At 45.6% G+C, this 18,867-nt stretch carries 15 protein-coding genes; 6 read left to right on the forward strand and 9 right to left on the reverse strand.

Going from position 1 to position 18,867, the window contains the following annotated elements:
* Position 1 precedes the first annotated feature (1 nt).
* Positions 2–1,759 carry an acetolactate synthase 3 large subunit gene (locus tag ORJ00_RS06110; protein ID WP_306139307.1) on the reverse strand — a complete coding sequence of 586 codons (1,758 nt, stop codon included), beginning with the start codon at positions 1,757–1,759 and terminating at the stop codon, positions 2–4.
* A 339-nt stretch (positions 1,760–2,098) separates the two neighbouring features.
* On the opposite strand from ORJ00_RS06110, the gene ORJ00_RS06115 reads away from it, so the two are divergent.
* Complete coding sequence (locus ORJ00_RS06115) at positions 2,099–2,944, forward strand: co-chaperone YbbN (RefSeq protein ID WP_306139308.1); 846 nt, start codon at positions 2,099–2,101, stop codon at positions 2,942–2,944.
* Positions 2,945–2,948: 4 nt separating this feature from the next.
* Here ORJ00_RS06115 and ORJ00_RS06120 read toward each other — a convergent pair whose 3' ends face one another.
* Both ORJ00_RS06120 and ORJ00_RS06125 read right to left on the reverse strand, forming a co-directional pair.
* On the reverse strand, positions 2,949–3,335 hold the full coding sequence (locus ORJ00_RS06120; RefSeq protein WP_306126447.1) for a response regulator: 387 nt from the start codon (positions 3,333–3,335) through the stop codon (positions 2,949–2,951).
* The gene (locus ORJ00_RS06125; RefSeq protein ID WP_306126446.1) at positions 3,328–5,193 is read right to left on the reverse strand and encodes an ATP-binding protein; all 1,866 of its coding nucleotides are present in this window, start codon (positions 5,191–5,193) and stop codon (positions 3,328–3,330) included. The genes ORJ00_RS06120 and ORJ00_RS06125 overlap by 8 nt, the downstream gene beginning before the upstream one ends.
* A 74-nt stretch (positions 5,194–5,267) precedes the next feature.
* Between ORJ00_RS06125 and ORJ00_RS06130 the strand changes: the two genes are divergently transcribed.
* A complete protein-coding gene (locus ORJ00_RS06130) occupies positions 5,268–6,455 on the forward strand; it encodes a methyltransferase (protein WP_306139309.1) in 1,188 nt (395 codons plus the stop codon).
* On the opposite strand, the gene ORJ00_RS06135 is transcribed toward ORJ00_RS06130, so the two are convergent.
* The 4 genes from ORJ00_RS06135 to speA form a co-directional block, all read right to left on the reverse strand.
* Entirely contained in the window at positions 6,452–7,666 is a 1,215-nt protein-coding gene (locus tag ORJ00_RS06135) for a mechanosensitive ion channel family protein (protein ID WP_306126444.1), read from the reverse strand. The two genes, ORJ00_RS06130 and ORJ00_RS06135, sit on opposite strands and share 4 nt — an antisense overlap.
* Positions 7,660–8,589: a 1-acylglycerol-3-phosphate O-acyltransferase, YihG family gene (gene yihG, locus ORJ00_RS06140; protein ID WP_027671421.1), complete on the reverse strand. Its 930-nt coding sequence runs from the start codon at positions 8,587–8,589 to the stop codon at positions 7,660–7,662. The genes ORJ00_RS06135 and yihG (ORJ00_RS06140) overlap by 7 nt, the downstream gene beginning before the upstream one ends.
* Complete coding sequence (gene yihG / locus ORJ00_RS06145; protein WP_306139310.1) at positions 8,589–9,482, reverse strand: 1-acylglycerol-3-phosphate O-acyltransferase, YihG family; 894 nt, start codon at positions 9,480–9,482, stop codon at positions 8,589–8,591. The genes yihG (ORJ00_RS06140) and yihG (ORJ00_RS06145) overlap by 1 nt, the downstream gene beginning before the upstream one ends.
* A gap of 101 nt (positions 9,483–9,583) precedes the next feature.
* Positions 9,584–11,470: a biosynthetic arginine decarboxylase gene (gene speA, locus ORJ00_RS06150; protein WP_027671419.1), complete on the reverse strand. Its 1,887-nt coding sequence runs from the start codon at positions 11,468–11,470 to the stop codon at positions 9,584–9,586.
* Positions 11,471–11,605: 135 nt separating this feature from the next.
* On the opposite strand from speA, the gene speE reads away from it, so the two are divergent.
* On the forward strand, positions 11,606–12,463 hold the full coding sequence (speE, locus tag ORJ00_RS06155; protein ID WP_306139438.1) for a polyamine aminopropyltransferase: 858 nt from the start codon (positions 11,606–11,608) through the stop codon (positions 12,461–12,463).
* Positions 12,464–12,554: 91 nt separating this feature from the next.
* On the forward strand, positions 12,555–13,004 hold the full coding sequence (locus ORJ00_RS06160; protein WP_027671417.1) for a DUF4124 domain-containing protein: 450 nt from the start codon (positions 12,555–12,557) through the stop codon (positions 13,002–13,004).
* Positions 13,005–13,059: 55 nt separating this feature from the next.
* On the opposite strand, the gene ORJ00_RS06165 is transcribed toward ORJ00_RS06160, so the two are convergent.
* Entirely contained in the window at positions 13,060–15,924 is a 2,865-nt protein-coding gene (locus tag ORJ00_RS06165; RefSeq protein WP_306022058.1) for a TonB-dependent receptor plug domain-containing protein, read from the reverse strand.
* 411 nt (positions 15,925–16,335) lie between these two features.
* On the reverse strand, positions 16,336–16,974 hold the full coding sequence (locus ORJ00_RS06170; RefSeq protein ID WP_306139311.1) for a YiaD family glycine zipper/OmpA-like lipoprotein: 639 nt from the start codon (positions 16,972–16,974) through the stop codon (positions 16,336–16,338).
* A gap of 199 nt (positions 16,975–17,173) precedes the next feature.
* Here ORJ00_RS06170 and ORJ00_RS06175 point away from each other — a divergent pair, with 199 nt between their 5' ends.
* Positions 17,174–17,692: a DUF4124 domain-containing protein gene (locus tag ORJ00_RS06175; protein WP_027670614.1), complete on the forward strand. Its 519-nt coding sequence runs from the start codon at positions 17,174–17,176 to the stop codon at positions 17,690–17,692.
* A 61-nt stretch (positions 17,693–17,753) separates the two neighbouring features.
* A complete protein-coding gene (gene proB, locus ORJ00_RS06180; protein WP_306139312.1) occupies positions 17,754–18,860 on the forward strand; it encodes a glutamate 5-kinase in 1,107 nt (368 codons plus the stop codon).
* Positions 18,861–18,867 lie beyond the last annotated feature (7 nt).

Genomic DNA, 18,867 nt, shown 5'->3' on the forward strand with positions numbered 1-18,867 from the left:
GTTAAGTCCTCTCTGTTTTGCTTAAGAACATGTCATTCATCGCGCCGCCAGGCACCTGCATCGGGTAAACGTGCTCTTTCGGGTCGATATGAATATCTAAAAACACCAGTTGGTCTTTTAACGCAAAGGCTCGTTCCAGCGCAGGTTGCAGCTCTTCCGGTGTGGTAACACGAATGCCAACATGGCCATAGGCTTCTGCCAGTTTGACAAAGTCGGGCAGGGAGTCCATGTAGGAACTGGCATAGCGGGATTCATAGTTCATATCCTGCCATTGTTTAACCATGCCCAGATAACCGTTGTTAAGATTGATGATCTTTACACCTAAGCCGTATTGCTTACAGGTAGACAGCTCCTGAATATTCATTTGAATAGAGCCTTCGCCGGTCACACAAACCACGTCGGCATCGGGGTAATTCAGTTTTACGCCCATTGCGGCAGGCAAACCAAAACCCATGGTGCCTAAACCACCTGAGTTGATCCAGCGGTTGGGTTTGTTAAATGGATAATATTGCGCGGCAAACATTTGGTGCTGGCCAACATCGCTGCAAACATAGGCGTCGCCATTGGTAATTTTGCTAACTTGCTCAATAACATATTGTGGTTTTAGTAGAGGTGCTGCTGTGTCATAGCGACCGCCATGTACCGTGCGCCACTGCTCAATTTGTTGCCACCATTGTGCTAATGCCGCGCTATCCAGTTTTTTCTTTTTCTGTTTAAGTATCGCCAGCATGTCGCGCAACACCGGTTGCACCAGACCAACAATCGGAATATGCGCATTCACGGTTTTACTGATACTGGCCGGGTCGATATCGATATGGATAATGGTGGCATCCGGGCAGAATTTCTTCGTATTGTTGGTTACGCGGTCGTCAAAGCGGGCACCCACCGCGAGGATAACATCAGCATGGTGCATGGTTTGGTTCGCTTCGTAGCTACCGTGCATACCCAACATGCCAATAAACTGCTTATCACCGGCAGGGTAAGCACCTAATCCCATTAACGTATTGGTCACCGGCAGGTTTAGTAGCTGTGCCAGTTCGGTTAACTCAGTAGACGCACCGCCCATAATCACACCGCCACCGGCATATAAAATAGGCTTTTTCGCTGCCAATAATGCGCTTACAGCTTTTTTAATCTGGCCGGCATGGCCCTGCTGTTTTGGCTGATAAGAGCGCAAGCTTATGTCTTTCGGATAATGATAAGCATAAGCCTGATTTGGCATAGTCATATCTTTTGGGATGTCCAGCACCACCGGGCCAGGACGACCGGTTTGAGCGATATGAAATGCTTTTTTAATTAAGTACGGAATGTCTTCCGGCCGGCGCACGGACATATTGTGCTTACAAATGGGCCGCGAGATGCCAAGCATGTCAGTTTCCTGAAACGCATCACCACCAATTAAATGGCTCATTACCTGGCCGGTTAACACCACCATAGGGATAGAGTCCATGTAGGCCGTAGCGATGCCGGTAACTGCATTGGTTGCGCCTGGGCCTGACGTGACTAATACGACACCAGCTTTGCCGCTTGCGCGGGCGTAGGCGTCCGCCATATGGGTGGCTGCTTGCTCATGGCGTACCAAAACATGTTTTACTTTATTTTGTTGAAACAGAGCATCGTAGATGTGTAATACGGCACCGCCCGGATAGCCATACAGGTACTCGACACCCTCGTCGGCAAGGGCCCGAATTACCATGGCGGCACCGGACAACATTTCTGTTGGTTTGGTTAAGTCGGTTGACTTAGTCTGGCTGGTCATTTTTCCATCTCATAGTTTGCTGTGGCAAAGAAAACACCTTGCGGCTTTACAGGTAAAGTCGCACTTGATGTACCTTAAAACCACGTGGGTGGCTTTATATTGTTTGCTACGTGAACTGGTTAAACAGAGTAAGCTGTTAAACTCAAACTATGGCGCTATGGTTATTTGCTGCTGTGCAGTCATTTTTTTGTGCGCAAGGTTAATTTACGTGATAGCGCAGCAGATGTCGATGCTTTTTTGGCGCTTAGTTCAGGTTTGACAAGGCTTGCAAAGACGTTACAGTGCCCACATAGTATTAGCAATTCGTTTGCTTTGGTTCATACAGGATTTTTCTTTCTTATGTCACAACCTATTGTTGATGTCTCAGTGAGTAATGCCCGTGAGGTATTAGATGCCTCAATGGATAAATTGGTGTTGTTTCAGTTCTGGTCTGCACGTAGTGAGGGCTGTAAACAGCTCAGCCCTATACTTGAGCGTATTGTGCAGCAGTATCCGCAACAATTATTGTTAGCCAGGGTAGACTGCGACAAAGAACCTGATCTGGCGATGCAATTTGGTGTGCAGTCGCTACCTACGGTCATGATGATTAAGCAAGGCCGGCCGGTAGATGGTTTTGCTGGCGTAGAAACTGAACAGGCCATTCGTGAAAAATTAGCCGCATACTTACCTAAGCCGGAAGACGATTTGCTGGCACAGGCAGAAGCCCTGTTAGCTACAGCAGATTACGCCGGCGCTTACCCGCTGTTAAAAGATGCTTTGACGTTAGCGCCACAGCGCACAGAAATAAAGCTTTGGCTGGCAGATACTGCGGTAAATTTAGGCCAGTTACCCCAGGCTGAAAGCTTATTGGAAGAAATTAAACTGGCCGATCAGGATGCATTGTATAAGTCAGTATTGGCTAAAATAGCATTGGCAAAAGAGGCGGCTGACACACCGGAAATTAAGGCGCTGGAAGCCAGGTTAACTGCTGAACCTGACAATGCCGAGCTTAAAGAGAAACTGGCGGTGCAATATCAAGCCGTGCAGCGCAGTGAAGATGCGCTGGCAGTACTGTTTAGCATACTGCAACACGATCTTAACTTTGGCAGTAGCAAAAAATTGTATCTGGACATCTTAGCAGCTTTACCTAAGGGCGATGCGGTTGCTTCATTGTATCGGCGAAAATTGTACAGCCTGTTGTACTAAGACACTAACGCTGAAAATCTGTCCAGATTTGGCGGATCTGGTCAGATAGCGTCATTGGGTCGAATGGTTTTACTACTACGTCAGCGCCGCCGAGTTTTTTGTAAGACGCAACTTCGTTACTCTGTACTTTTGCTGTCATAAATACGACAGGAACTTTGGCCAAATCATACTTTTGCTGTAAATGTTGCAGTGTGGTTGGTCCGTCCATGCCAGGCATCATTACGTCTAACAAAATAAGCTGTGGCGCAACGCTGGTATAGTCATCCAGCGCCTGCTGGCCACAACTGCAGGTATGCACAGTAAAACCGCCCACAGCTTCCAGCGCAATTTTAGCTACCTGTTGAATGGATGGATCATCTTCCACATGCATAATACGTTGTAGGTCAGTCATAAAAAGCCTCAGATAGTTGTGCTGTTTCGATAGCCACGGGCAGACGAATATAAAACTCTGCGCCATGATTTAATGAAGATTCAAAGCCAATATCACCATTCATTCTGGTTATCAGTTGCTTGCTTATGGCGAGGCCAAGTCCGGTACCGCCTTTAATTTTACTGTCTGAGCTGTCCGCTTGAGAGAACTGACTGAAAATAAGCGGTTTAAAATTGTCATTGATACCAATGCCATGATCTATCACCTTTACTGTTACCTTGTCGCTGCCGTGCTCAATGACAATATCAACTTCAGCATTTGGTGGAGAAAATTTAGCCGCGTTGGACAGTAAATTAGTCATCACTTGCTGCAAACGTAAACTGTCTACATTTACCCAAATATCATCTATTTTATCGTGTAAGTTAAAGTGTACTTTATACTGCTCAGCATAGTTCTTATTGTCCAACACTGACTTTTGCAGAATCGGCAATAACGGTTGGGTTTGCATATCAAACTGCATTTTGCCTGCGACGAGTTTATCCATGTCCAGTAAGTCATTTATCAGAATTTGTAATTTCTGCACATTCGCCATGGCCATACCGACCATTTCTGCGGCCTTTTCAGGTAAAACACCAAGAACCTTACCATGCAGCAGTCCGATGGCCCCAGCAATAGAGGTTAAGGGGGTGCGTAGTTCATGACTGACTGAAGAGACAAATTCATCTTTTAACTTTTCAATTTGTTTACGTTCAGTAATATCCGTTATAAAGCCATGCCAAAGAATACTGCTGTCTGGCTGTTTTTCAGGAACAGCCCTGCCTGCAACCCAGGCAACTTCACCATCCGGGTATTTTATCCGGTATTCAATTATCCACTTTGATAGCCGTTTTGCTGACTCAGAAATCGTACTTTTAACGAGTAAGACATCATCAGGATGAGTTAGGTCAAATACTGCTGAGGCGTCATTTAATACTTGCTCCGGCGTGAGATGATATATCTCTTTTATGCCATCGCTGCTATAAGGAAAGCTTGCTTTACCGTCAGGGGTTAGTTTGAACTGATATACCATACCAGGTAATTGGGCTGACACTTTTTTCAGACGTTGCGCAACTTCTACTTGCGCATCCAAATAGCGGCGGCGCTCTAACACGCTGCCGATCCAGCGCGCTAAAAGGCTGATAAATTCGATTTCAAGTTGGCTAAACGGACGTTGCCTGGCTTCTGCAGATGAAAAGTTAACCGTACCATAAGGGCTGCCTTCAACTAACACTTGCACGCCAATATAGCTTTCTAACTTAAAATTGTTGTAACAAGGATGGCTGGCGTATTCGCTAGCGTGCATTTGGTCAATAGCGATAACCTGCTTTGACTGCATTGTGATGCTGCAGTAAGTTTCGCCCAGGTCAAAATTAGCACCGTCTTGCAAGCTGTTATCTACGGTGTACTGCACAATAACCTGATAATTATTTTTTTCAATATTGCTGAGAATAGCTATCGGTAATTGCAGATAATCAGACGCTACATGCAGCGCGTCGCGCATTTGCTGGTGCCAATCTGGCGAAAAGCTGGCTGCAATATTATTAAGGATACTCAATGCATGTTGATGTTGTTTACTTTCAGCGGCTTGTTGCTGTTGCTTTGCCTCTTGTTCATAGCGCAAACGCGACATAAGTTGGCGTGTAACGCGCTGCATATCTGATAACAGCAAGAGTAACAGCAGTTCACTGACGAGATAAGCCACAGCCCATTTTTGTATGGCCGCCATGGTTTGCATTTGTTGATAATCAACCCACCCCAGATAAGCAAATAATGCCAATAGCAGAATGCTTCCTGCCCAGCTAATAAAATTGCTGTTACTGCTGACTCGTTGAATTATCATAGTAGCCTTTATATATTCGAACAGCTTCACTATAAAGCACAAGGTTGGCGCTGGCAAAAGGGTGATGGTATTTTATGGCGTTAAGCATTACGGATCACTTTCAACAACTCACGGCGTTGCTAAGTAATAACCGGGCTTTTTGGCAAATATTGCCATTTAATTGTGCTGAATTACCGTGGCAGCACAACGAGCTTAATGCCTACTTATGGTCGCTTAATGACACTGAAATCGCATGTCTTGATACTGATCCTAATGCACTGCAACAAGCTTTTTCCGCGTTTTTCCCTGCTGCGTTTGAGTTAACCAAGCTGCCTTCTCAGCCGATGCTGCAAGATGTTGCTGCGCTGCCATTTTGGTTAGCCAACGGAATTGGCGGGCGTAAGTTGCAACAAATTGACGCGTTATGTCAGCATTGGACTCCCAGTGCATTGCCAATTATTGAGTGGTGTGCGGGAAAAGGGCACTTGGGGCGTATATTAGCGCATCGTTTTACTCAACCGGTAACGAGTGTTGAATGGCAACGTGCACTTTGTGACGCGGGAGAGAAGTTGGCTGAAAAATATCAACTGCCGCAACGGTTTGTTTGTGATGATGTATTAACCCAGCCGCTGACTGCTATTCTGCAGCCAGAACAGCAAATTGTCGCATTGCACGCCTGTGGTCAATTACATATCACGCTTTTAGAGCAGATGGTGCAGGCGCAGTGCCGTCAATTGCACTTGGTGCCATGCTGCTATCACCTCATCCCCAATAGCCATTATCGACCGCTGTCTAGTCTAGCTCAGCAAGTGGATTTAACCTTATCCAAAGAAGATTTAAAACTTGCCGTGCAGGGCCAGGTTACAGCAGGAGACCGTATAGAAAAACTGCGCGCAACCGAAGTGCTTTGGCGGTTGGTCTACGATGAGTTACGTGCAGAGGTTACCAACGACAAGCAATATCGACCATTGTCTTCGGTAGCCAAACATTGGTTTACACACGAGTTAAGCGATTTTGTTAGTTGGGCGGCAGCACAACACAGCATCAATCTACCGGAGAACATTGACTGGGCCTGTTACATGGCGCGTGCTGAAAAGCGCGCGGCATTGGTAAAGCGTATTGATTTAATCCGGCATATTTTTCGCCGCCCACTGGAGCTATGGCTATCGCTGGATAAAGCGTTGTTTTTACAGCAGCAAGGTTATTGTGTGAGCCTAACTGAGTTTTGTGATTATCAGGTTACACCGCGCAACATTCTGCTGCGCGCTTATAAAGCCATCTAGCCACGAAGTGGAAGTTCCTGGCGGGAGCCAATCCGCTGGAACGCGGCTAAATCAAAAACTGGCAAAATGGCAAATAATCTATCAAAAATATCGGCTTGTATTGCTTCGTAATTCAACCAGTTTTTGTCGGCACTAAAGCAATATATTTCTATAGGTAAGCCCACTTCGGTCGGTTGGAGTTGACGTACCATCAAGGTCATATTCTGATTGATATCCGGATGCTGGCGTAAGGTATCCCGTACATAATAACGCAACAAGGCGATGTTCGTTACATCGTCAGATGCCAATAGGCTTATCACATCGGGCTGCTCAAAGAAGGCTTTTAATCGGCTGCGCTGTTTTAACTGTTCTAACTCATCGCCTTTGATAAAACGGATAGTATTAATATCAATATTAATAGCGCGTTTTATTCTGCGCCCGCCAGATTGTTGCATGCCACGCCAGTTCTTGAAGGAGTCTGATATCAGGGCATAAGTGGGAATTGTGGTAATGGTATTATCCCAGTTTCTGACTTTTACGGTGGTCAGCGCAATTTCGATGACACTACCATCAGCACCATATTTCGGCATTTCGATCCAGTCACCTACATTAACCATATTGTTAACGGCTATCTGAATACTGGCGACAAAACCTAGAATTGCGTCCTTAAATACCAATAATAATACTGCGGTTAACGCCCCCAAACCACTAAGCAGTAATGCTGGCGATTTGCCTAACGTGGTACTGATAATTAAGATACTGAACAAAATAAAGGTCAGTAACTTTAGTAACTGTGAAATACCCTGATAAGGGATAGTTGGGTTAGTAACTAAATGAGCATAGCTTTTGCCAATTAAGGAGATGGCAGCGGCAATGGCCATACCGATAAAAAGATAGAGATACAGCAGTACCACAATAGCTAAAACGGAACTCAGATGTTCGTAATGGCTAAACAAAAGAGGCGACAACGCTTGCAGCACTATAGCTGGCAGTAAATGCGCCACTCGGCTAGCCAGCTTGCCACGCTCAAGAGCTGTTTCAGTGGTTAACCGGCCATCTAGTTTATCCAGCACCCGTGCTAATATCGGCCTTAAAAAACCTCTGGCAAGATAAAAACATAGCGCTACGATAACAGTTGCAATCACAATGTTGCAGCCAAGAATAAAGGCTTCTAACCAGGGTTCAGGCCAGCGAACCGCCTGTGCTAGTTGCATCAATACATCATTTAGCATGGTAATTGCTCCGTAGTTTCAGCCAGGCAGTTGGTCTGATGGTACTGATAGATCAGCTGCTCCTTATGCTGCCAACGCTGGTTTAACCACTGCTGAAAACCTTGCCTAAATTGCTCATCATTGAAATAGTCACCGATAATATGTTGGTCAATCGGCAAGGTTTCTACCTGCACCACCACGCGTTTAAGTTTGCCCATAAGCATATCCAACGCAGCGTGTTGTGGGTTATCGGGGTATAAAACGGTAAAATCTAAAATAGCGTTAAATTGTTCTCCCATACTAGCCAATGTAAAGGCAATACCACCGGCCTTGGGTGGCAACAAAAACTGAAACGGGCTTTGTTTTTGTTGTTTTTTAGTGTCGGTAAAGCGAGTGCCTTCAACAAAGTTGATAATCGTTGTCGGTACGGTTTTGAACTTTTGGCAAGACTTGCGTGTTGTTTCGATATCTTTGCCTTTTAGCTCAGGCCGTTTTGCTAGTTGTGCAGCGCTGTAGCGTTTCATAAAAGGCATATCAAGTGCCCAGCAGCCCGTGCCCAGAAATGGCAACCACTTCAACTGATCTTTTAAGAAGAATTTCGGTTCTGGAATGCGACGATGTGCAACAGTGCTAACAACTGGAATATCAAGCCAGCTTCTGTGGTTAGATATCAGTAAATACCAACTATGCTGCTCTAATGTTTGCGCACCACTGATTTGCCAATCAACTTGGTTGAACAGGTTAATGATCGCCGTATTGCCGATAGTCCAGCCACGATAGCAGCCTTTACCGGCCAAAGCCGTTATGCGATGGACAGGTTTAAATGGCAGAAGGAGTTTAATAATACCCAGTGGTGTAACTAACAGCCCCCACAATGCCAGATTCAAACTAAACAACGCAAAACTGAAGGGTAACAACAACCAGCCCGGTAAGAAATGTAACATTACTGCTTAACTCCCTGTTTTAGCTTACTCAGCTGGCTGTCTTTGTGTTGCCAAAGTTGGTTTATCCACTGCTGAAAGCGCTCACGGTATTGTATGTCGTTGTAATCGCCCAGTAACTCAGGTGTAATTGGGATGATATTAATTTGCACTGTTATATCACGAACTTTACCGGAAATGTAATCCCAAAAATTGGGAATACCCGTTGGGTAATGAATCGTTATATCAAGAATTTTGTGCAGTTGTTCGCCCATAGCACCCAATACAAAGGCAGCTCCACCAGCCTTAGGTTTGAGTAAATGCGAATACGGAGATTGTTGCTGTTGGTGTTTATCAACGGTAAAGCGGGTGCCTTCGACAAAATTCATGATCGTCACAGGTTTAAAGCGGAATTTATCGCAGGCTCTGCGGGTTGTTTCAATGTCTTTGCCCTTTAGGTGCGGGTTACGCTGTAAAAATGCTTTGCTATAACGCTTCATAAAGGGGAAATCCAAAGCCCACCAGCACATACCTAAAAATGGTATATAAATCAGTTCTTTTTTTAGAAAAAATTTAATAAATGGAATTTTTCGATTAAACACATTCTGTAGTACCAGAATGTCTGCCCAGGACTGATGGTTAGCTAGGATCAGATACCAGTCTTTGCGGGATAGGGCTTCCAGGCCGGATACTTTCCAGCGAATTCGGGTAAACAAGCGCGTAGTTAAATTATTTACACTGATCCACGCTACGGCACAGGCGTCTAATAAGTAGCTCATCCAGCTTTGCCAGCGTACAACGGGTGGCAGTTTAAGAATGGCTAATAACATGATAGGAATGCACCAAAACAGCGTGTTAACGACATACAACAGTAGTGAAATAACGCCTGTTAGCGGGTGGGGCAAAAAATGTAACATAACAGCACCTGATATCCGTGACCGGTTAATATGTCTTCCGGTAAAAATAATAACAGCAGGCAAGCCTGCTGTTAACACATCTGATCAGTGGCTAGTTTACCTTAATCTTCAAAATAGGTGTAACCATAAACGCCGGCTTTTAGTTCATCCAGCAATTCATCTTTTTTGCTGCTAGCCATATCCAATCTTGCTAACTGTTTGCTGTAAGATGCAATTAGTTTATTGGCGTCAAACTGCACATAACGCAGAACATCAGCAACGGTGTCACCTTTAATGATGTTTGTTAGCTTGTAACTGCCATCATCCGTTAACTCAACGTGCACAGAGTCTGTATCGCCAAACAGGTTATGCAAGTCGCCTAAGATTTCCTGATAGGCGCCAACCATAAACATACCTAGCAGGTACTGCTCGTCTTCTTTATACAACGGCAGCGGCAAACTTGTTTCAATACCGTTACCATCCGCATAGCTTTTCAACTGACCGTCAGAGTCACAGGTGATGTCTTGAATAATGGCGCGGTGATTAAGTGGCTCATTCATTCGCTCTAGTGGCATTACCGGGAACAGCTGATCGATACCCCAGGCATCTGGCATTGACTGGAACAAAGAGAAGTTAACAAACAACTTGTCGGCCAGTTTCTCGTTTAGCTCATCGTGAATGGAACGATGTGAACGAGCGGATAAATCCAGATTCGCTTTTACCTTATTAATAGTGGCAAAGTAAATTTGCTCCAGCAACGACCAGTCTTTTAATGTCAGCAAACCGTGGACATACTGCGCATGTGCATCTGTAAAATAGTGTACAGCGTCATGATACGCTTCGATCGCAGTACGCGGCGTTACGTTTTGATATGCTTCCCACAAACCCAAAATTACCGTGGGTGAGTCTTCACTGGGTTCTGGCAGGTTAACCAAGCCAGGAGCCCGTTCAATATCGATAGCATCAGTAACCAATACCGCATGATGCGCTGTCATTGCGCGGCCTGACTCGGTAATGATATTAGGGTGCGGTAAGTCGTACTCATCACACACTTCTTTTAAGCCGTTTACTACATTGCGGGCATATTCCATCATGGTGTAGTTCATGGAGCAGGCAGAACGTGATTTTGACCCTTCGTAGTCAACACCCAAGCCACCCCCTACATCAACGGTGGTGATAGGCACACCCAAGGTACGCAATTCAGCATAATGGCGTGCGCATTCGCGAATAGCATTATGAATGTCACGTATGTTGGCAATTTGCGAGCCGATGTGAAAATGTACTAACTGCAGTAAATCTAGCTTGCCGGCGTCACGCAGAACGTCGATGGCTTGTAATACCTGGGTGGCAGTTAAACCAAACTTACCTTTCTCACCGCCGGTATTTTGCCATTTACCTTTACCTACCGAGTTTAACCGGATACGGATACCAATGCGTGGCGCCGCGTTCAGGTTATCAATCTCGCGTAGCAGCGTTTTTAATTCTGATAGTTTCTCGACGACGACATAGACGGTATGGCCCATCATTTGGCCAATAGTCGCCAGACGCAAAAACTCACTGTCTTTATAACCGTTGCAGACAATTTGCAGAGGTTGATCCGTCACACCTAAAATTGCCATTAGTTCAGGCTTACTACCGGCTTCCAAACCTACTTTACCACTGTCATGGCTGATTAAGCGCTTTACCACTGAAAACTGCTGGTTTACCTTTATTGGATATACCGCAGTGTACTGGCCTTGATAGTCTTTTTCGGCTTTAGCCTGTTGAAAAGATTTAATCAATGTATCGACCCGATGCTGCAAAATATCAGTAAAGCGCACCAGCACCGGCAGGGTTAAACCTTCGTCTTTAAATCTAGCAGTTAGCTCGGGAAAGCTAATGCCATTCTTACTGTGGTCTTGATCGGGATATGCCACCAGATCGCCATCAGTGTTGACATCAAAGTACCCATCACTCCATACCGCTACGTTGTAGGTAGAGCGTGCTTTTTCAGTGCCCCAGTCGGCCATTGTCGTTCCTTTAAAATTGAGATGTGCATAGTTTAAAGCCAATACGTTAAAGCTGCAGCAAAAAACATGGAAATATTTGTTCTTGGCGGCGTAAAAAGGCAAAATATACGGCTAATTTGTTTTGAGGGTAATACTATGTCTGGCGACAACAATTGGTTCACTGAAATTTTCGCCCCCAGCGGCAGCGCCTTTGGTTTGGCTATCACAAAAAAACTGGATGAAGTGCAGTCGCCTTTTCAGCATATCGAAATGTTTGAAACCACTCATTTTGGTAATTTAATGGTTATCGATGGCGTTATAATGCTTAGCAGCCGCGACAACTTTTTATACCATGAAATGTTGAGCCACCCGGTATTATTTACCCATGCTAATCCAAAAAACGTGGTTATCATCGGCGGCGGTGACTGCGGCACCTTACGTGAAGTATTAAAACACCCAGACGTTGAGACGGTAACTCAAATTGACATTGATGAGCAAGTTACCAGGATGTCTGAAAAATACTTCCCGGAACTATGTGAATCAAATAACGACCCGCGCGCCACATTGAAATTTGATGACGGTATCAAATTTATGCGTGAAGCAGCACCAGAGTCGGTCGACGTTATTATCGTGGACTCAACCGATCCTATCGGCCCGGGTGAAGGGTTGTTTAATCGGGCATTTTATGACAGCTGCCGCAAGGCATTGCGCCATGGCGGTATTTTGGTTCAACAAAGCGAATCACCGTTAATACATATGCCTTTACTAAAAGATATGCGCCAGGCCATGCAGGATGTTGGCTTTGACAGCTTGCAAACATTGCTTTTTCCACAAATGGTGTATCCGTCAGGTTGGTGGACTTGCACTATGGCGCGTAAGGGCGAAACCATAAATGGTTTTCGCGAAGCCGACGCAGCTGCTGCGCCATTCAGTACGGAATACTACAATGTCGCTGTACACCAGGCGGCTTCTGCGTGGCCAAACTTTATGAAGAAAGCATTGCAAAATGGATAAGCGCATAGTAGAAAAGTAAAATAAATAAATCGGTTTACTTGCGATTTTGGTAAGATTTCTGTACATTTGTTGCTCATAAGTGGGGTGTCGAATGAAAAAATTAAGTTACTTATTGGTTTTAGGCGCATTTTCAGCTCAAGCAGCTGTTTATAAGTGCGAAAATAATGGTGTTGTTGAGTTTAGCCAGTTCCCTTGTGCGGATGAAGCTGAACAAGTCGACATGCGCCCGCTCGGCACAGCAATGATTGGCACTCGCGGTGAATTTAAACAGCAAGTTGATGCTGTAAAACGGCAGGGCCGTTTTGTTGAGTTTCAAATTAGCAAACTTGAGCAGGAAAAGCAGGAGCGTTTGGATGAGTTGAAAGCTGACTTATACAAAATGCGCCGCAGTTATCCTAAAGCTGAAGAGCTTGCAGCACTTCAGCAAAAAATTGATAGATTAACTGAGCTGTACGATGAAAAAATCAGCACTGAGCAGGCAACCCTTGCTGGCTTAAAGTCTAAAGTTGTTGGTTTAGAACGTCAGTACGCTAAGAACTAAAAAATTTTATTAGCTTAGAATATAAAAAACCCCGCAGTTGCGGGGTTTTTTGTTATTACATACTGAACGAAGCTCTTAGGTACCAGTAGCGGCTTTCTGGCATATCATACGTCGACGGGTCATATCCATTAAGAGAACAGGATAAACATACCGGCGGCTCTTTGCCAAACAGATTGTTCACACCAAAGCTTAGTTGCATGCCAGAGAGCACCGCATCGGTGCTCCAGCTCAGCTGGGCATCATGGTAAGTGGTGCTACCTAGTCGATTACGTCCTACTTCTGGGTCATTTCGGCAGATGGCGAAGCTAGCTGCATCACCACAACTTTCCTCCAAATCACTGGTATAACGCATGGTCCAGCTTGCTTGCCAGGCGTCACGTTTCCAGTTTAAAGCCAGATTGCCACTCCACTCGGGAATTGCAGAATCATTAACTTCTATGCCGACAGTTTTGGGCTGTTGCTGGCCATTGGCATCCAGCACAGTGTAATCGTCTACCAGACTTGCTCGAAACTTAATGTCAAACTGACCGAATTCAGTTTGCGGTAATAGCAAGCCAACATCAAAGTCGAAACCAGAGGTCTCTATACTACCGATATTAGTCAGTACGTTGCTAAATTGGTCGATAGCGCCAAGCTGATTACGGCCTATACCATCGCAGAAGGTATCAGAAAGCGTTTGCACACACAGATTAAGCTGTGTCTGGGCATCTAACGCCTGTATAGCACCTTCCAGTTCATGTTGATACCAGCTAACACTGATATCCATCCGCTCAGACCATGCTTTAGCTACGGCAAATTCCGGGCTAAACACCACACCTAGGTTGTAGCTAGTAGATGTTTCCGGCGCCAAATCACGATTACCACCTGTAACAACGCTGATTTGCGGATTAGGTTGCTGATAATTTGCTGGCACGCCAAGTGTGGCACAATTTGCTATTAGGTCTGCCGTAGGTTGTGAACAGGGATCTGACAACACTGCATCAAAACCACTGGCCGAGCCAAATAATTCGCCAATATTTGGCGCTCGGAAGCCTTCTGACCAACTGCCGCGGAACAACAGTTCATCTTGCATCAGATAGCGGAAACCAATTTTACTGGTAGTTTCACTGCCAAAGGTGGAGTAATCAGAGTAACGACTGGCGAGGCTTAAATCCAATTGTTTAGCTAGTGGTAGATCTGCCAACAACGGCACATTGAACTCTACAAACAGTTCGTTCACATTCAGTGAGCCGGCCGTTGGCAGGGAAACCACGCCGTTATAATCACCTGCTACGGTTAAACCGTCTGGCCGATATTGGCCGGTATATTTCCGGTATTCCCAACCTGAGGCAAAACTCAGGGCCCCAGCAGGTAGTTCAACAATATCGCCGGTGATGTTAGCCGAATACAGACTCAGTTTGTTTTCGCTTGAATCCTGCACTACTGGCTGAATATAGCCGAACATTTCTGGTGTAATACTGCCAGCACCAAAGATGTTTAATGGTACACAGGCCGGATCAGCATCGCAGTTAGCCAAGGGGCCCAGTGCTGTGGCAATGCGTCGGGCGTTATAGCTGCCAAAATTGTTCTGCGTCGCCCGGTTGGTGCTGTAAGCCGCATTTACATCCCAATAGAACAGTCGGTCTGATAATTCCAACTGGCCCTCGATGCCACTACCGACGTAAAAGGTATCAACATTTTGTTCAAAACGACGTGCACCGCCTTCTACCGGCCGACGTCCTGCCAAAATTAAATTAGGGTTAGCACCTGACGCTACCAAATCGAAACCAAAAGGGTTGTAAGGGTTGTCAGCGGCTATAGTCAGATTATCTAACCAAAAGTTACTTGGTACGGCTGTGCCGATAAACATCGGCTCCGGTGCCGCCTGGTTCACACTATTACGTTGATTATAAAGTGCCCGTATATACCAGCTGGTATCCTGAGTGAATTGATAACGTTGTTGGGTATATAACGAAATGCGTTTATTCGGCGTTTGTAGCAGGTTATAGCTTGCGTAGTTAAAGCGGTCATCATTGGTAAAACAATGAAAATCGTCAGTTCGGTCACAACTTTCACCCAGTGCCGCATCATAATCAGGGCTGGATACACCTGCATTGGGTACCAGATCCTGGGTAAAACCAGTATTGGGATCGGTTATGATAAAGCGCCCACCCGGAATAGCAGAGCTGCCAAAGGCTAAACCCGTGCCGGGTACCGGCAGGCTAGACTGAGCTCTGGTATTGGCAAATACCGACTTCTGCTCGTTATAACTGGCCGCGATAAAGTAGCTGTGTTTATCACTTTCACCACCAAAACTCAGTTCAAAGGTGCTGGTATCACCGTCGCCCTTGCTATATTGACCAAAGCTGCTGCTGATGGTGGCGCCGGTCGATGAGCGCCGGGTAATAATATTGACGACGCCAGCGATTGCATCAGAGCCGTAGATTGATGATGCGCCGTCTTCAAGCACCTCTATCCGCTCAACAATTGCCAGTGGTATAGTATTTAAGTCCACTACGCCGCCTACGCCAGAGGCAGAACTTTCATTTACCCAACGGATACCGTCAACCAATACCAATACACGCTTTGCGCCAAGATGGCGTAAGTCGACAGTGGTTGCTCCTGCGCCAACACCGCCGCCATCTGGTGGAAAGCCAAAGTTACCGCTGGAGTTAAACTTAGTATTAAGCGCGGAACCTGAAGCAGTAATGTTTTGTATAATGTCGCCGATGGATGATAAACCAGAACGGTCTATAGCATCTCGATCCAGAATTTGTACCGGGCTGCGGCCTTCAAGATCAGTCTGTTTAATCCGGCTTCCAGTAACCTCTATACGTTCAACACCCTTATCAGCGGTATTGTCCTGGGCAAGGGTATTGGTTGTTGTCAAAGCCAGTGCACTGAGCACACTTAGCGATATCAGTGAATAATGGTTGCGCATGCAGTATTCCTTATTGTTATTGTCTGAATAACTGCTGACGGCATGCCTGATTACTCCTCTTAGTCAGGCAACAAGCAGTAAAATGAGCTTATCGGAGATTAGCTCAGGCAGTAGCTTAGCTAAGAGTTTGCGTTTTGTAAAAAATGTTTAATTTTGTTGGCATTATTGTGTTTTTTTGGAGTGCCAGCAACCTACTAAATAGCTGACAGAGAAACTTAAGGCCTCTGCATTATTAGGCTCGGTAGAATGAATGTGAGAGTTTTTGTGTAATTTGAATCAAATGCAGAGCGCTCGCTTCAGGCAGTCCAGTGCAAACACGTAGATCAGGGCTTTGATATTGCTAAATATTAAATGGTCTTTATTAATAAATTAAACACCACCGTTCAAGACGGTGGTGTATGCAGCATGGGTTTATTCAACAACCGGTTCTATATGAATCTCTACACGGCGGTTTTGGGTCCGGTTTGCGTCTGACGTGTTCGGTACTATGGGGTAATTTGGGCCATAGCCCTCAGTTTCTACCCGTATACCCTGCACATTTTGTGCAATCAAATACTGTTTAACACTGTCAGCACGTTGTTGAGACAAGTTCATGTTGTATTGATAAGGGCCTGTATCATCGGTATGACCCGCAATCACTAGCATGGTTTTAGGGTAATCACGCAATACTTTAGCGATGTCATTAAACACGGGAAACAAACTGGATTTAATGTCAGAGCGGTTCACATCAAAGGTAAGTTGAGCAGGAATATCCAAGCGTAACTTATCTCCGTCACGTACCACTTTTACGCCGCTGCCGCTGAGCTCCTGGTTTAATGCCTTTTCTTGCTTATCCATGTAGCTACCTACGGCAGCACCGGCTAACGCGCCAACCGCAGCACCAATCACCAGGCGTTTATCTTTGTGGTTACCCGTGGCTTTACCAGCAACTGCGCCAACAACAGCACCTATAGCGGCGCCTTTTGACGTATTCGAGTACTCCGTTGACGCACACCCTGCGATAACCAGGCTAGCAGAAACGAGAGAAATAATTATTGAAGCGTTGCGCATAAGAAACTCCTGACAATATTTGTGTATAGCTTAGTTTATACACCTGAATTCGTGCTGAACTATAACCACTTTATCTGCTTGGCATTGTTGAGTTTTTGTTTATTTTGTCAACATTGTTCACTTCGGGAGATTTTTTGAGTATTGTAAGCACGTTTAGTTGCCGAACAGTAAGACTGTGGCAGATATAAAGGATTGAATAATGACAAAAATATTGCGCTTGTGGCTTATATTAAGCAGTGTTTGCATACTGCAGCCGGCTGTCGCGGACGTTTATAAATGTACTGACGAGGCTGGTGAAGTTGTATTTCAAGGCGAACCTTGCCGGCAGGGTGAGGAAGTAAAGTTGGATATTCGCTTTGCTGAGCAAACTGAGCAGGCTGTGGATAACCTTATTACCGGAAGTTGGTGCGAAATAGGTACATCTAGTGTGCTTGGTGGTACCGTTGAGCAAGACAACGCCTTACGAAAAACCTGGATTTTTAGTGAGCGCCAAATGGTGCAGCACGTTAGCCAGGACCAACGTATGGATACGTTTAAGTACCCCATTCGTCAAGAGCCGGGTTCTTTTGTTGTTGACCACCCGGCTTACGGTAGTGGCCAGGTTAGCTGGCAGGTAAAAAAGCTGACTGATGATCAACTCGTTATTGCAGCATATGGTGGTTTTACCCATTTATCAGTTGGCAATTGCGAAATGGCTATGGCCAGTGCAAAGAATTAAATAGACATATAGACGCCTAAACTTTAAGCTGCTTACAATACAGCAGTATTAAGGTGTTTCTATGTTGAATTCAGCTTGGCGGCGCATTGTCATTAAAGTAGGCAGTGCGCTAATCTCTCCTAATGCAAAAGGCTGCTCTACCCGTTATTTACTCGCTATAGCGCGGTTTATTAGTGAATGTCGTCAGCAGGGCTGTGAAGTTGTGCTGGTTTCCTCAGGCAGTGTTGCCGCAGGGCGCTCTGCTATCGCTTTTGCTCATCAGCCTTTACCCATTAATATCAAACAGGCAATGGCGGCCGTGGGGCAGACAGAGATGATGGCTACCTGGAGCCACCTGTTCGATTTTCGCTGCGCCCAAATTCTGCTAACACACGACGATCTGGCTGACCGCCGTCGCTACCTAAATATTGATAATACACTGCGTACCTTATTAGCCAACCAGGTATTACCCATTGTTAATGAGAACGATAGCGTTGCTACGGCTGAGCTTCGGGTTGGTGACAATGATAATTTGGCGGCAATGGTGGCAATAGCGGTGGGTGCAGATGCACTTATCATTTGCTCTGACATTGACGGGCTTTATACCGCAAACCCGCGTACAGTAGCAGATGCCCGTTTTGTTGCTCAGGTAGATCAGATCACGGCTGATATATACGCGATGGCCGGTGATAGCCACCATGCTATTGGCACCGGTGGTATGGTGACGAAAATTCAGGCCGCTGATAAGGCCACACGCCAAGGCGTTGATACACTCATTATTAATGGGCAAAGTGCTACTAGTTTTGATGCGCTGCTGCGCGGAGAAAAAGCAGGCACTTTATTTGTAAAACAGCAGGATAAACGCAGCGCCAAAAAGCACTGGTTGTTACACAGTTTAAAAAGCCAGGGCAGCATAATGTTAGATGGCGGTGCAGCACAGGCTTTGCAGTTTAAAGGCGCTTCACTGCTGGCTAAAGGTATTATTGCAGTGAATGGGCAGTTTGATAAAGGCGATGCAATTTGGCTATGTGATGCCGAAGGCAAACAATTGGCGAAAGGTATTTGCCAGTATAGCGCTACTGAGTTGCAACTGATTAAAGGCCTGCACAGCCTGCAAATTGTCGACACTCTGGGTTTTTGTCCCAGTGAAGAAGTGGTACATCGGGATGATATTGCTCTAACAGGCTAAGACAGGT

The organism is Rheinheimera baltica, assembly GCF_030731985.1.
GTDB lineage: Bacteria > Pseudomonadota > Gammaproteobacteria > Enterobacterales > Alteromonadaceae > Alishewanella > Alishewanella baltica.